This window comes from Agrobacterium sp. CNPSo 2736, from assembly GCF_004005385.1.
GTDB classification, from domain to species: domain Bacteria; phylum Pseudomonadota; class Alphaproteobacteria; order Rhizobiales; family Rhizobiaceae; genus Agrobacterium; species Agrobacterium leguminum.
Map to the genome: position 1 here is coordinate 1 of NZ_RZTX01000032.1, position 14,617 is coordinate 14,617.

Consider the following 14,617-nt stretch of genomic DNA (forward strand, 5'->3'; position numbering starts at 1 on the left):
GGCCAGCACAGGTCTTTACTGTTCGGCAGCCCCTGTTGCCTCACTGGCCAGTACAGTAGGCGGGCGTAAAGCGTCCGGACGCGGCGACCGGCATTAGACGCCGCAAATGGACGGCAGTTGACATTGGGCACGTTTTCGAACGAGCTTCTTCGCCTTGAACCCTATCGAACCGGCGACCCCGTTATTCGCAGGGCGGCGCGAGTGAACTGAACTTTCTTCACCGCACCGTGCCGGCGCTCCTCCAAAATACGAGCGCCTGGCAGGATTATTGCGATGGCCAGCGTTCGTTGGAGCAGGCTATCAAGCGGCTGGCGAAGTCGATGAAACAGGCTGCCTGAGAAGCCAGAGATCAGAAGGCGTAGCGTCGATCAAGTTCTTGGAGGGCAGCCTGAACCTCGTAGATGGAAACCGACTCCGGTGTTCCGGGAATTTGGCGGCACAACGGCTTCGAATCGACCGCGTAGAAATCCGAGGCCCATGCAGCCAGGATGGTCCGCTTGTCGTGTGCGGTGAGAGCAGTCGCTTTACGACATTGATCGGCCGCTCAATTTGCATGCCCTGAAGCACGATCGCCGGCCCCATCGCCGCGGCATTGCTCACGGCCTGCTGTAACATCTCGTACATGTCGGCCTTCCTATCGAACGTGTGGATCTTTGTCCCGCCGAAGGTGCGATGCCGCGATGGCATCATTCTCCGGCGCCAGCAGATCATGCTTTTCAGCGAAGGCGGCGAATAGGCCGCGCGCGGTCTCCGCTTCGATCTCGCCGCGCAGTGCCGCACTACAGGCTTTCAGCGCCATCGAGTGTGCCGTGTCACACGGCCCCCAGCTTACAAAGGGTCAGCGCTCAGTTGCGCTCCATGTTCGCTCTCAAATGCATTTTGGGGACCAGCAATAACCAGCCCCGTTAGTGGTTTGCATGGCCAATGGAGTACAACATGAGCGACTTCGACCTTTATTATTGGCCAGTTCCGTTTCGAAGTCACTTCATTCGCGGAACTCTGGCCCATTGTGGGTGTTCCTGGGATGAGCACGATGTCGATGCGATTGAAGGCATTATGGATTTCGGGGTGGAAAAGCAGCCGGTCGCTTTCATGGGGCCACCCGTTCTGATTGACCGTGAGCGCAATTTCGCAATCTCTCAGATGCCGGTGATCGTCATTTACTTCGGTGAGCGGTTGTTATCATGTCGGCAACTGTGAAGGCCGCATGCTCAGCGCCAAGATTGCAAACGATGCCAATGACGTCCTTTATGAGTTGACGCTCAACGGTGGACGCGAGATGTGGACTCCTGAAAAGTGGGAGCTACAGCTCCGCTGGCTGCTTTGAACAGTAAAAGTTTTGAAGACTATGGCAACGCCTATTGCGGAGGAGAGATTGAGAAATTACTCCGAAAGGTAGCTGGTTGACTTATGCCGGCGAGGCGCCATCGCTTTGTCTGTTGTGCAGCCGGTCCGGATTTTAAAAAGACTCAAACTGACGCCCCTGCTATTCCACAATCGTTGTAGATGAGCCGAACCAGCCACGGAGATTCGACACGAAATGTTCCGGCTTGCCTCAACTGTCACGAAAAAGATGATAGCAACGCTGCTATTCCGCGCCTTTCCGACCAGCCAAGCGCCTATCTTGTATATCAGCTGCTCCTTTTCAGCGAGAAGCGGCGTGGCGGTAGTCCCCCTACCACTGATCATGATCCGGGCCGCCGAACATTTGAATGAAGAAGTCATCGAACCGATGGCCGCTTAAGGCCAGAGCGCTTGGCCCTGCCATGAAAGCATTGACGGCCTGGTGGAACGAATGCGGAAAGAGCATCCCCCAAAAGGTGAGTCGGGGACGCAAGCCGGCGCCGAAGATCTGAATGGAGTGGTGTGAAACCGCGGCCTCAAATGCGGTCCTGCTGCGGCCATCGCTGCAACGCTTCACATCCAGCCGGCGTCAGGCCATACACTCCTCGATCGAGCCGCTCAAACCAGCCATAAACATTCGCAAGCAGGATCTTCCCTGCATCCGGAATGCTGGACCTGACCTGACGCACACGCATCGGCCCTGACGACAGCGCCAAAGCGCAGCCAAGCGCCTGCTGGCGATACGCGGTCATGATCGGCGCGCGGGTGCTTCCGCCTGCTGTTGGATCGCCGCGTCGTTTCCGGTGTTCACGCATGAGCCGCGACCGCCGTTTCGGATTGGTTCGCGGCATCGGCGATATCGAACCAACGATCATGCTGACCTCGCCGGTATCGGCGATACCGAGCATGCCGATCCCGAGCCTGCGGCAAAGGTCGCGGTAACGCCTGTCGGCCTCGCGGCCTTTACCCCTGGCCGAGACCCGAGCCGCGATCCAGACTTCATCGGCGATAGCCGCGCGATCGACGGCCTGCAAAATGAGTTCCAGATTGAATCTCAGTTTCAGCTCGCAAATCACGACAACCGGCGGATCGCCATCGCTCAAACCGACGAGGTCGCAACCGCCAACTTCGCCCTTGACGGTGTAACCCGCCTTTTCAAGAAAGCCTTTGATGGGCAGATAAAGCGATGTTTCCATGTGCCTGCAGGTTCAAATGAGTATCCGCCCCCAGATACATCGATACCCCCACACAGGACAACCTTCATGGCCGTCGCCACGCGGCTTCGGATCGTCCGCAGCAAGATAGTCGCCGAGCGACCTGATGGGATTGTTATAATCTCACTATTCGGTGAACGCTTCCTCCCGTTTGCGGCTGATGCTCGGCGACAGTACCAGCGCCAGCACCGCAACCGCAAAGATCAACAGCGACAGGCTAAGCGGGCTGCGCAGAAAGATCGTCGGATCGCCCTGGCTGATCAGCATCGCACGGCGCAGGTTTTCCTCCAGCATCGGCCCCAATATGAAACCGAGCAGCAACGGCGCCGGTTCGAAACGCATCTTGCTCAATGCAAAACCGACAATGCTGAAGCCTGCCATGACGAAGACATCAAAAACGCTGTTGTTGATGCTGTAGGCGCCGATGCAGCAGAACCCGATAATCGCCGGAAATAAAAGGTGGTAAGGCACGGTCAGCATCCGGACCCAAAGCCCGATCAGCGGCAGGTTCAGAATGACGAGCATGAGATTACCCGACCACATGGAGACGATCATGCCCCAGAACAGGCTCGGCTCCTCGGAGATCACATTCGGGCCGGGCGTGATGCCCTGGATTATCATCGCACCGACCATCAACGCCATGACCGGGTTTCCGGGAATGCCGAGGGTGAGCATGGGAATGAACGATGTTTGCGCGCCGGCATTGTTGGCGGCTTCAGGGGCAGCAACCCCTTCGATCGCACCCTTGCCGAACTCGGCCCGGTTTGGAGAAACCCGTTTTTCCACAGCATAGGCAGCGAAGGAGGCCAGCATGGCCCCACCGCCCGGCAGAACACCGAGGAAGGACCCAAGTGTGGTGCCACGCAAAACGGGCGCACAAATTCGCCGGAAATCGTCCTTCGTCAGCATCAGTCCCGTCACACGCTTGACGCCAACCGAACGCTCCTGCTCGTTTTCCAGATTGCGCAGGATCTCACAAATACCGAATATGCCCATGCTGACGGCAACGAAATTCAATCCATCATAGAGTTCTGGAATATCGAAGACATAGCGTGGCGTGCCGCTTTCAACATCGGTGCCGACAGTGCCAAGCAGCAGGCCGAAGACGATCATGGCGAAGGCCTTCAGCAGCGAGCCGCTTGCCAGCGCAACGGAGGCGACAAGACCGAGAACCATCAGCGAGAAATATTCGGCCGGTCCGAAGTTGAGCGCGATCGCGGCAAGCGGCGGCGCGGCAAGCGCAAGCAGGATGGTCGCCACCGTGCCGGCAAAGAAGGAGCCGAGGGCTGCGGTTGCAAGCGCGGCACCCGCGCGGCCGTTGCGGGCCATCTGATATCCGTCGATCACGGTGACGACCGAAGAGCTTTCCCCCGGCAGGTTGATGAGAATGGCCGTTGTCGAGCCGCCATATTGCGCGCCATAAAAGATGCCGGCCAGCATGATGAGCGCGGATTCCGGCGGCAAGCCGAAGGTGATCGGCAGGAGCATCGCGATCGTGGCCGTTGGTCCAAGCCCCGGCAACACCCCGATCGCAGTTCCCAGAAGACAACCGATGAAGCCGTAGAGCAGGTTCATCGGCAGGAAAGCAGTGGATGCGCCGAGCCAGAGGTTAGAAAAGATGTCCATAAGTAATCCAATCCGGTTTCGGGGCTGACTGGCACGCCCTAGAAAAAGTCACCGATAAAGGGGATCCACGGTCCGAAGGCACGAAGAGGGAGCGCCAGGAGCCTGGTGAAAAGCAGGGCGGAGCAGCCCGCCAGGAACAGGCCCAACAGGATGGAATGACGCCAGTTGACATAACGACTGGCCGCCGATGCCCCGACAATGAGCAGGAACATCGTGGGTGCAAGGCCAAGCCCCGCCAGCACGAGACCGAAGCCGACGGGAGCGAGGATCACCAGAAAATAGGCCTTCCAGTTCCAGGTTTCGGTCTCACCTTCCTCAGCGCCTACCATCAGCGACTGGATGAGGATGAACGCGCCAAGCGTCATCAAGATCAGGCTGAGCATGGTCGGGAAATAACCGGGGCCCATCTGGAACGAGTTCCCGACCTCCAGATTGCGACCGAACCAGATGAATAACAGGCCGGCAAAAATCATCGTCACGCCGCCGGCGAAGTCGCGACCGTTTTTTATCTTCAGCATGGCACTATACTCGCTGTGGAAATGTGCCGGCCGGAATGACATCGAAGGAAATCATACCGGCCGGCAGCCTGCATCACTGCGGCGGGACGTTCGCGGCCTTGATGACCTCGGCCCACTTCGTCGTTTCCTTGTCGATGAACGCCTGGAATTCGACCGACGTATTGCCGACCGGCGTCACACCCATTGCTTCGAGTTTCGCTTTTATCGCCGGATCCGCGATGATCTCCTGGACTTCCTTGCTGAGCTTTTCGACGATTTCCGGCGGGGTGCCGGGAGGCGCAAACAGGCCATGCCAGGAGGTCGCCTCGAAACCGGGAATGACGCTTGCCATGGTCGGCACGTCGGGCAGCAAGCTGGCTTTTTCCAGGCTGGTGACGGCGAGCGCCTTGACCTTGCCGGCCTTCACCTGCTGGGCAGCGGTCGGAATATTATCGAACATCATGTCCACATGGCCACCAACAACGTCGAGAATGGCCTGGCTGCTGCCTTTGTAAGGCACATGCGTGATCTTGAGATCGGCCTTGGTGGCCAGAAGCTCGCCCGCAAGATGGATGGACGTCCCGACGCCGGAAGAGGCGTAAGTGTGCTTGCCCGGCTCCGCCTTCAGGAAGGCGATCAACTCCTTGACGGAATTCGCCTTTATCTTATCGGGATTGACAACCAGCACGTTCGGCAGGCTTGCAATCAGCGAAATCGGCGCAAATCCCTTTTCCTTGTCATAAGGCAGGGTCTTGTAGAGCGTCTGGTTGATCGCGTTGGAACTGACCGTTCCCATACCGATCGTATAGCCATCAGGCTTTGACCGCGCGAGGTCGCCAAGGCCGATATTGCCGCCGGCACCGGGCTTGTTTTCAACGATGAAACGTTGTCCCAGCCTCTTGTCCAATTCTTCAGCCACAAGGCGGCCGAATGTATCCGTATTGCCGCCTGCGGCAAAAGGAACAATGACGGTCACCGTCTTGGACGGATAGTCTTCGGCAAAACTGGACTGGAGACCGATTGCGGATATTGCGGCTGTGACAGCCGCAAACGTCATGAAACGCTTGAGGTTCATAGTAATTCCTCCACTTTTCTGGCTTCCCGCCAGCACTGCTCACCACCCTTCGAAACCCTCCTCCCGAAGAAATGGAAGCGCTTTCATTTTAGCCCCAAAAATCTCTTCCGCAACCGCAGACGGTGTTTTTTTAATCATTAAGTTTCAACATATTAACTTGAATCACCACAATACTTTAGACGAACATCTTGATTAAGCTCAAAATGAAAGCGTAAATCATTTTGAGGGGAATGAAAAATGGCCGACCACGAGAAAAGCAGTTATATCGCACCAGGCGGGCCGGTCACGCTCGCCGACATTGCAAAGCTCGCGGGCGTTTCGCCGGTCACGGTTTCCCGGGCGATCAATACTCCCGCTCTGGTCAAGCCCCGCACGCTGGAGGTGATTGAGCGGGTGATCGCAAAAACGGGTTATGTGCCTAATCTGTTGGCTGGCGGCCTTGCTTCCCGGCGCACCCGGCTGATCGCTGCGATCGTCCCAACCGTTTCCAGCACGATCTTTGCCGAGACTATCGAGGGGCTTAACGCTGAACTCGTCGCCGCCGGCTATCAACTGCTGCTTGGCCTTTCCGGTTATGACAATGCCCGCGAGCTGGAACTGACACGCGCGATTTTGGCACGCCGTCCCGATGGCATCGTCCTCACCGGCATCACGCATCTTAAAGGGACACGCGCCATGTTGACAGGCGCGGGCCTGCCGATTGTCGAGATATGGGATTCCACCCCCTCACCGCTCGACACTGCGGTCGGCTTCTCGCATGCGGCGGTTGGCGCTCTGGCGGCCGAGCATCTGCTGGTCAAGGGCTACGACCGCTATGCCCAGATCGGTGCCAATGATCCCCGCGCCGTTCAGCGCCGCGACGGTTTCGTCGGTCGCCTCAGAGGGGTCGCGGATGTCGAGTTACCAGCGCTGGAAATGAATTCACCCTCTACCTTTCGGGACGGAAGATTGGCGATGGCGCAGCTTCTGGACAGTGGGCAGGGCACGCTCGGCGTATTCTGTTCATCGGACGTCGTCGCCCACGGCGCCCTGGCGGAAGCAAATGCACGCGGCTGCAGCATACCCGATCAGCTCGCCGTTATCGGTTTCGGCGATTTTGACTTTGCTCCCTACACACACCCGCCATTGACAACGATCCGTATCGATCGCCGTGACATCGGCACCAAGGCAGCGCGCTCCATTCTCAGAAAGATAGAAGGCGACGGGAATGTGGAGGCCATGATCAATATCGATTTCCACATCGTTGCCCGCGGCACCGCCTGACGCAGCGCGCTTACGGCCGCTTGCCAAATTCCGCCGTGGCCCGCGTCCAGTGATCGGCCTGTTCCGAAAGCGTAATGCCAAGACCTGGCCGGCTTGGCACCAGCATGCGGCCATCCCTGATCTCCAGCCGCTCGTTGAAAAGCGGATCGAGCCAGTCGAAATGCTCCACCCAAGGCTCAAGCTCGTAGGCGGCCGCCAGATGGAGGTGGATTTCCATGGCGAAATGGGGCGCAAGCTGCAGCTTCCTGGACTCTGCCAGCGCGCAGATTTTCAGGAATTGCGTGATGCCCCCAACGCGCGGCGCATCGGGCTGGATGAAATCGACGGATTTATTCTCAATCAACGAGATATGCTCCAGAACGCTCGCCAGCATTTCGCCGGTTGCGATCGGTGTATCGAGCGTTGCGGCGAGCGCCGCATGGCCTTCGACATCATAGGCATCGAGCGGCTCTTCGATCCATGTCAGATTATAGGGCTCCATGAGACGGCCGAAACGCATAGCGGTGGGGCGATCCCACTGCTGGTTCGCATCAACCATCATCGCCACCCTGCCGCCGAGGCGCTCATGCACCGCCGCGACGCGTTTGAGATCGACAGCCATATCGGGCTGACCGACCTTGATCTTGATCCCACCTATGCCCGCAGCAATCGAGCGCTCGACATTATCGAGAACTTCCTCAATCGGCGACGACAGGAAGCCACCTGATGTGTTATAGCATTGCACGGAATCGCGGTGGGCGCCGAGCAACTTGGCAAGCGGCAGGCCTGCACGTTTCGCCTTGAGGTCCCACAAGGCCACATCGAAGGCTGCTATCGCCTGGACGGCAAGCCCGCTGCGACCGACCGACGCTCCGGCCCAGCAAAGCTTGTTCCACAGCTTGCCAATGTCGTTCGGGTCTTCGCCGATAAGGACGCTCGCGATCTCCTTGGCGTGTTCATATTGACCCGGACCACCGGCACGCTTGGAATAGCTGAACCCAATGCCGCTATGGCCGTGCTTCGTCTCTATTTCCGCAAAGAGAAAAGCGACTTCGGTCAAAGGCCTCTGCCTGCCGGTCAAAACCTTTGCATCGCTTATCGGCGCCTTCAGCGGCAGGAAGATCGAGGAAAGCTTTATCCAGGCAATGCTGTCTGCGCCGAGGGCCTGTTGCCGGTGGCCGGTTTTTGCTGGCTGCGTATCCATCTTCGCCTCTCTGATTTTCACCCGCCGAGCGGCCCTCGTCTTGACTGATATCGCGGCAATCAATTTAAGTCCAAGTTGTTTTCTGTTGGATATTGATACCAGGATTGAATAGATGCTTGATTTGGGACAGGTCCGTTCATTTGTCGCCATCGCCGCCGAGCTGAATTTCAGCCGCGCGGCCCGGCGTTTGAATATGACCCAGCCTCCACTCAGCCGGCAGATCAAGCTGCTGGAGCAGGAACTCGACGTCACACTCTTCGAGAGAACCAGCCGCAGCGTCGTCCTGACGCCGGCAGGGGTAGCGTTTCTGGCGGAGGCCCGGAAACTGCTTGAACAGGGGGATGCAGCGGTAACCGCGACAAGAAGGGCAGCACGCGGGAGTGCGGGGGCAGTGAAAATCGCCTTTGTCGGCGCCAGCACCTATAGTTTCCTGCCGAGGTTCATCAGTCGGGCGCGTACTGCCGTACCTCAGGTCGAACTCGAACTGGTGCAGATGGAAACGGCCGAGCAGCTTCAAGCGATCAATGCCGGCGATATCGATCTCGGACTTTCCCGCCCGCTTACCGGCAATCATCATCTGGAAAGCCTGTGCGTTGCGCGCGAACCCATGATGCTCGCCATCCCTCGCGCGCATCCGCTTGCCGCAAAACGCCGACCTGCGCTGGATGCGCTCAATGGTGAGCCCTTCATCATGTTTTCCCCGCCTGCACGCTATCTGCACGACAAGCTGACCAGACTGATGGAGCAGAACGGTATTGCCCCCCGCGTCGTTCAAAGCATGACCCATTCTCAGGCCATCCTCTCACTGGTCAGCGCCGGCATCGGCCTGGCGCTAGTTCCGGCCGGCACCCAAAACGCCTGCTTCGATGATGTGATCTTTCGATCCTTGGATTTGCGAGAAGAATGTGTTGCAGAGCTTCACGCCATTTGGAGTCCCCACAACCGCAATCCTTTGCTGCCGGAAGTACGCAACATCGCTACCCTTGGGCATATTACGTTATGACCTTCATCTCCAGCAACAGGTTAAAATACATATCTTTTGAGGTATCGAGCTTGTTTCTCGAAGCCATTTCGCCTTGATATAATCTGAACGGCCGACCTCTGCATTTCGAAAACTCAATGAGGTTCCTGCCGAGCTCGCAGAAACAATTTCAAGGCGCCCCGCATGCCGGTCTTTAGGCACGCCATGGGTCTACGAGAACAACGCCTGTACCTTGGAAATCATGAATGTTGCGTGTGACAACCACTAGTCCATGCACGATCGCTGTCGCAGCAATGAGTGCATCTGCTTCATTGCGGCGATCCGGAATATGCAAGTGAGCACATCGCGTCGCAATTGCTTCATCGATAGAGATCATGCGCTCAGCGAACTCCGGTCGAACTCGGCTATCCATCCAGGTTCGTAAGCGAGAGCCCTGCTCGATGTCACGGCGCTGGATGCTGAGTATCCCGCGCTCAAGCTCTAAAATTGTTATGGCAGAAATATACAGATCACGAGAATCCTTGGCACCTAACCAAGTCGTCACGTTCAGATCAGCCTTACCGTCACCCACTTTACGGAGCTCGGAGACAACGTTTGTGTCGAGCAAGTATTTCAAGAGAGATCAACTTCGCGAGTTGCAATGACCGACCGAGACAGATCGAAATCGATATTCGACAATCCTGGCATTGAAAGCGCATCGACAAGATTGTGACGCTTACCTGTCAGACGCTCAAACTCACGGTACGTCATCAACACATGCGAAGGTCTGCCTCGATCGGTGATGACGACAGGCCCTGCCTCAGCAGCTTTTTTCGCTCTGCCAACATCGTGATTCAGTTCGCGGCTGGTCAAGTTAGTCGTAGCCATAGTCGCCTCCATGTAGGAACGTATCTACATATAACGCTTTCATTTTAATCTCGCAATCCCTTTCTTGCGCCGCGTGGCTGCCAGCCTTTTAAGCTCTTGAAGGGATCAGAACCCTCGCCCCGAGAGTTAGTCCGCCAAGCTATTGAAAATACAGACGGTGCATGCAAGCGGAGCGTGGGTTGTAATGTTGCGTTAAATTATGCAACTTTTGCTCCGGTGAACACCGACAAGTATTGAACCCAAGGCACTGCGGAAAGCGGCCCATCTTGCCTCCTTGAAGAGCATGGAACGACGACCCGCCGTAGCGACGGACTAAGTCTCAGAGGATCAAATCATGGACTTGTGAGATCGATGCAAGTGCTTCAGTGCATAAGCACATCCCCCAGCGCCAGGATCCGGAAGCGGTAACGCAGCAATTCAGTGTTTCTCAGAGAATATTCTCACTCACCTCGCCTACACGGCGGGGATAGGAAAACGCGCGTACCGATCCGGCCAGCCATTACAGTTCGAGCTTTAAAGCCTCATCCATTTGTGCAGGTACCGAACAGCAGATTAGTGCCTCTCCAGCTGCTACGGCACAGCCAGGCTCTGATTGATAGCTGACGGCACCCTTGACAATCTTCGTTCGGCAATCGCCGCAATTGCCTGCTCGGCAGCCGAAGACCGGACTGAGTCCGAGCTGCTCGGCGACTTCCAGCAACGCCCCCCCGCCTGGCTGCCAGAGTGTCTCTTTTCCCGACCGAGTGAAGACGACGCGGATCGGTGCCTTGGCTGCAGGCTTGAGCGGCAGAGAGGACGAGTAAGCACCTGGATCTCGCTTCAGGCCGGAAGGGCCAAACTGCTCTGCATGTATCCGACCGTCTGGGATATTTAGTCCGCGCAGCCCGTCATATATGGATTGCATGAAGGAAGATGGTCCGCAGATATAGAAATCATAGTCGTTAAATGGCAGATGTGCGTTCAACAGCGTCATGTCGACGCGACCGACTGCATCAAAAAGACCTTCGTCCTCGACATCGGGCGCTCCGAGCACCCGGATATCTCGAATTGTCCCTTCGCTGCGCTCAACCAGTTCGCCGATTTCGCGATCAAACGCTCTTTCAGCAGAGACATGCGACGACCGGAACAACCAGATTCCCCGCCGATAGCGCGTCCTGTCGCCAGTTTGGACAACGTGGCGCAGCATGGACAGCAACGGCGTGATCCCGATGCCAGCAGCGAGGAGAACGGCCGGCCGGTTCCGTTCCATCGCGTCGATGGTAAACGCTCCGACCGGTGGCAGTGCCTCGATCTCGTCGCCTTCACGCAGTGCGTGCAAGAGCGTTGATGCCCTACCCTGACTCTTCACGCTCAATCTGTAGAAGCCATCCAATGGAGCACTGGATATTGTATAGCTCCGACGAAGCGAGTCCGCCCCGTCCCTCATTCTGATCGGCAGATGCTGGCCCGCAAGGTGGGGAATGACAGCTTCTTCATCGACTGGTGCAAGGTGAAGCGAACGGACGGTGGAACTCTCCCGAATGGCCTTCTGCACGCGGAAGCGCCGCCACGTCTTTGGCTGGGCTGCTATCTTTAAGCGGCTAGCGGCCTCACTCCATCCGCCTGTCATCAAACTGTTCGGTGACATACCGCCTTCGATCAAGCTCCACCGCAGCGGCAAGGCGTCTTTGCGCATCACCACCTTCTCTGGCATGACATGCCACAGACGCTCGGCGCCCTCGAAGGCGGCAATTTCGGGTGAATCCAAAATGACGTCGACGCGGCCGGTGATCTGCAGCATGTCGCCCGTCTCGTGATCCACGAACAGAAGTCCGGCGCGCGAATTGATGATGAAGTTACCAAGCGTGTTGAAAAACTGATTTCCATTGAAATCCGGTATGGTCAGGCCACCATCGGCATCCACGCGGACGAAACCGCGTCGGCCGCCCCGATGGGAGACATCCACCTGCCGTCCCTCACCCTCGCGCTCCACATATGAGGCAACGAAGAGGGTGTCGGCAGCTGTGATGAGACCCCGTGCGTCTGCGTCCAGTCCATTTGAAACCAGCACCTCGGACCGCCTCGGCAAAGCCGGATCGCGCACAAAGCTGAACTGCCGATTTTGGATGTAGCGCGGACAGTTGCCGAAGCTCTGCCCGACTGAAACGGAAAAGCGTTCGTTGCCGCTGCGGATGACAGTACCATTTAGCCGATTGCGTCGGCGCGTTATTAGATCGACGCCAACCAGACCGATCGGTTCCCCATCGATGATGCCGGCTTCGGCCGGATCATCCGGATCGCTCGCGGCATTAATATCCAGCGTCAGAGGATCGGGCGAATGCAGAAAGCCTGGCCGTCCGCTGCGGATCGTCGCCCATGGCATGCCATCACGATCGACAGATCCGATCACGATGAAGGGCAGCAGCGAATAGAACTCCCGGTGCTGATCGAGCATAAAGGTGCGCAGGACCCTGCGGCCGATGGGGTCCATCTGCTCGACCACGCCGGCGTGCCGCTGCAACTGCAGTTCACCCGCATGCCATGGTGACGATGGTGAGGATTCTTCAGCAGGCATCGGCCTCTCCTTTGGGAAGGCAGCCGGAACCAAGGTCCCGGCCGCAAGATTGTCTCAGGCTGCGAGGCCGACCGGCGTTTTGGGGAAAGGGACGAAACCGGGCAAAGCTTCGATCCGCGCCAGCCACTGGAGAACATGCGGATGCGCTGCCAGGTCGACATTGCCTTCCGGCGCGCCAGCGATGTAGCTGTAGAGTGCGACATCCGCGATCGTCGGCGTTTCGCCTGTCATGAAGGGGTGATCATCAAGCTCCGCATTGATGAGGGCAAGAACCCGGTGAGCGCGTGCGATCACCTCCTCGGCCCGGAAATCTGCCCCGAAGACCGTAACCAATCGCGCCGCGCATGGGCCATAGGCAATCTCTCCGGCCGCGACGGATAGCCACTTCTGGATCTTCGCGGTGGAAGCCAGATCATCCGGCAGCCAGTCTTTGCGTCCGAACTTCGTGGCGACATAGACCAGGATGGCATTGGAATCGTTGACGACGACATCGCCATCTTCGAGCACCGGCACCTGCCCGAACGGGTTGAGCTTCAGGAACTCGGGCGTCTTGTGCTCGCCATGCGCCAGATCAACGTCGACAATCTCAGCTTTCACGTTGAGCAGAGAAAGGAAGAGGCGGGCGCGGTGCGCATGACCCGAAAGTGGAAAGTGATAGAGTTTCATCGCTGGCTCCCTTGAGATCCGGACACCATCATCCGGCGATGGCAGAAAGGTAGCGGCATCCATCTTTTCGTAGTAGAGCTCCATTTCTGGAGTCATCCTCTCGTTTTATGGAAGGCATATATGGATCGGCTTGATTCCATGGCGGTGCTGCTCTCTGTCGTGGAGCATGGCAGCCTTTCCGCCGCGTCACGCGCAATGCACTCGCCGCTCCCGACAGTCAGCCGCAAGATCGCCGAATTGGAGGCTCATCTCGGCGTGCGCCTGATCACTCGCACCAGCCGCCGGATTCTGCTTACAGAGGCCGGGGAGAGTTATGTCGCGGCAGCACGCGAGATTCTCGAGCGAGTGGAAGACGCCGAACGCCGTGCCAAAGGAGAATATGCGGCGCCGAAGGGTGATCTGACCATGACGGCGCCGATTGTCTTCGGCCGCTTGCATGTGCTGCCGGTGATCACGGACTTCCTGAAGGCCTATCCGGATATCAACATTCACCTGACGCTGAGCGATCGGACGGTCAGTCTCGCTGACGAACATATCGATGTTGCTCTGCGCATCAGCGCGCTTTCAGACAGCAGCCTGATCGCGATCCGTCTGGGTTCGATCCGCACCACGACCTATGGCAATCCCGACTATCTGAAGCGGCACTCCCTTCCCTCAAATCCTCACGACCTCAAGGACCATGATTGCATCGCCTTCAACGGAGTACTGTCAACGCGGTCATGGACGTTCCGCGACGGGGCAAAGGAAGTCGAAGTGCCGATCCGGACGCGCCTTTCCGTCAACACGGCAGAAGCGGCGGTCGATGCTGCAGCCGCCGGTCTCGGGATAACACGTGTCATGGCTTATCAGGCGAAGCGAGCAGTCGATGCCGGCTTGCTGGTGCCGCTGTTGGAGACTTTTGAACCGAAGGCGTCGCCGGTTCATCTCCTCCACATATCGGAGGGCCTGATGCCGCTCAAACTCAGAACGTTCCTCGACTTCGCAACTCCGCGACTGAGGGAATTGTTGAGATAGGGTAGGGCTTTCCCACATACAAAGGTTTTGTGAACGCCTTGAACGGAATCGAACCGCTGACCCGTTGTTACTACGCGCCAATGGGAGACATGGCTTCGCATTTCAGTCGCGGTCGTGTTTCGGCCCCATCGCTACAACGATGGACCGATCCATGTCTTAGTGAACCGTCAGTGTCCCCCCACCTTTGCGTTGGAGGTGCGTGCACCCGGAGTAAATCCGCGCGCCCGTCCGGACCAGGCGATCAAAAGGGCGATGATCAGCAAAACGGTCAGCGCCCATGGAAACGCCGTTTGGCCATAGGCGTCCAAAAGAATACCGCCCATGATTCCACC

12 protein-coding genes and 3 pseudogenes are annotated in these 14,617 nt (G+C 57.7%); 5 read left to right on the forward strand and 10 right to left on the reverse strand.

Annotated elements, in window-relative coordinates; translation table 11 throughout:
- Positions 1-634: 634 nt before the first annotated feature.
- Positions 635-814 (reverse strand): annotated as a pseudogene (locus tag EM858_RS26255) (DUF982 domain-containing protein); the annotation flags it as partial.
- 122 nt (positions 815-936) lie between these two features.
- Between EM858_RS26255 and EM858_RS26260 the strand changes: the two are divergent.
- Positions 937-1,407: pseudogene (locus EM858_RS26260) on the forward strand (glutathione S-transferase N-terminal domain-containing protein).
- Between the two features lie 335 nt (positions 1,408-1,742).
- A pseudogene (locus EM858_RS27530) lies at positions 1,743-1,856 on the forward strand (transcriptional regulator); the annotation flags it as partial.
- Positions 1,857-1,880: 24 nt separating this feature from the next.
- On the opposite strand, the gene EM858_RS26270 reads toward EM858_RS27530, so the two are convergent.
- The 4 genes from EM858_RS26270 to EM858_RS26285 all read right to left on the reverse strand — a co-directional run bounded on the left by EM858_RS26270 (position 1,881) and on the right by EM858_RS26285 (position 5,756).
- Positions 1,881-2,540 carry a DUF2161 domain-containing phosphodiesterase gene (locus EM858_RS26270; protein WP_127758490.1) on the reverse strand — a complete coding sequence of 220 codons (660 nt, stop codon included), beginning with the start codon at positions 2,538-2,540 and terminating at the stop codon, positions 1,881-1,883.
- A 144-nt stretch (positions 2,541-2,684) separates the two neighbouring features.
- Positions 2,685-4,184: a tripartite tricarboxylate transporter permease gene (locus EM858_RS26275; RefSeq protein ID WP_127758491.1), complete on the reverse strand. Its 1,500-nt coding sequence runs from the start codon at positions 4,182-4,184 to the stop codon at positions 2,685-2,687.
- Between the two features lie 38 nt (positions 4,185-4,222).
- Complete coding sequence (locus tag EM858_RS26280) at positions 4,223-4,702, reverse strand: tripartite tricarboxylate transporter TctB family protein (protein WP_127758492.1); 480 nt, start codon at positions 4,700-4,702, stop codon at positions 4,223-4,225.
- 73 nt (positions 4,703-4,775) lie between these two features.
- A complete protein-coding gene (locus tag EM858_RS26285; RefSeq protein WP_080821248.1) occupies positions 4,776-5,756 on the reverse strand; it encodes a tripartite tricarboxylate transporter substrate binding protein in 981 nt (326 codons plus the stop codon).
- Between the two features lie 237 nt (positions 5,757-5,993).
- Between EM858_RS26285 and EM858_RS26290 the strand changes: the two genes are divergently transcribed.
- The gene (locus tag EM858_RS26290; protein ID WP_080821247.1) at positions 5,994-7,019 is read left to right on the forward strand and encodes a LacI family DNA-binding transcriptional regulator; all 1,026 of its coding nucleotides are present in this window, start codon (positions 5,994-5,996) and stop codon (positions 7,017-7,019) included.
- 10 nt (positions 7,020-7,029) lie between these two features.
- On the opposite strand, the gene EM858_RS26295 is transcribed toward EM858_RS26290, so the two are convergent.
- Positions 7,030-8,202, reverse strand: a complete 1,173-nt coding sequence (locus EM858_RS26295) for a mandelate racemase/muconate lactonizing enzyme family protein (protein WP_078053805.1) — start codon at positions 8,200-8,202, stop codon at positions 7,030-7,032.
- 112 nt (positions 8,203-8,314) lie between these two features.
- On the opposite strand from EM858_RS26295, the gene EM858_RS26300 reads away from it, so the two are divergent.
- Positions 8,315-9,205: a LysR family transcriptional regulator gene (locus tag EM858_RS26300; protein ID WP_078053806.1), complete on the forward strand. Its 891-nt coding sequence runs from the start codon at positions 8,315-8,317 to the stop codon at positions 9,203-9,205.
- A 172-nt stretch (positions 9,206-9,377) separates the two neighbouring features.
- On the opposite strand, the gene EM858_RS26305 is transcribed toward EM858_RS26300, so the two are convergent.
- From EM858_RS26305 to EM858_RS26320, 4 genes are all read right to left on the reverse strand, one after another.
- Positions 9,378-9,800 carry a type II toxin-antitoxin system VapC family toxin gene (locus tag EM858_RS26305; protein ID WP_078053807.1) on the reverse strand — a complete coding sequence of 141 codons (423 nt, stop codon included), beginning with the start codon at positions 9,798-9,800 and terminating at the stop codon, positions 9,378-9,380.
- Positions 9,797-10,051 (reverse strand): type II toxin-antitoxin system Phd/YefM family antitoxin, encoded by a 255-nt coding sequence (locus EM858_RS26310; protein WP_078053837.1) that lies wholly within the window; start codon positions 10,049-10,051, stop codon positions 9,797-9,799. Before EM858_RS26310 ends, EM858_RS26305 begins: the two co-directional genes overlap by 4 nt.
- 499 nt (positions 10,052-10,550) lie before the next feature.
- Positions 10,551-12,605 carry a pyridoxamine 5'-phosphate oxidase family protein gene (locus EM858_RS26315; protein ID WP_112967583.1) on the reverse strand — a complete coding sequence of 685 codons (2,055 nt, stop codon included), beginning with the start codon at positions 12,603-12,605 and terminating at the stop codon, positions 10,551-10,553.
- 54 nt (positions 12,606-12,659) lie between these two features.
- Positions 12,660-13,271 carry a glutathione S-transferase gene (locus EM858_RS26320; protein WP_080821278.1) on the reverse strand — a complete coding sequence of 204 codons (612 nt, stop codon included), beginning with the start codon at positions 13,269-13,271 and terminating at the stop codon, positions 12,660-12,662.
- A 120-nt stretch (positions 13,272-13,391) separates the two neighbouring features.
- Between EM858_RS26320 and EM858_RS26325 the strand changes: the two genes are divergently transcribed.
- Positions 13,392-14,285, forward strand: coding sequence for a LysR family transcriptional regulator (locus EM858_RS26325; RefSeq protein WP_080858341.1), 894 nt, complete (start codon positions 13,392-13,394; stop codon positions 14,283-14,285).
- Positions 14,286-14,617 lie beyond the last annotated feature (332 nt).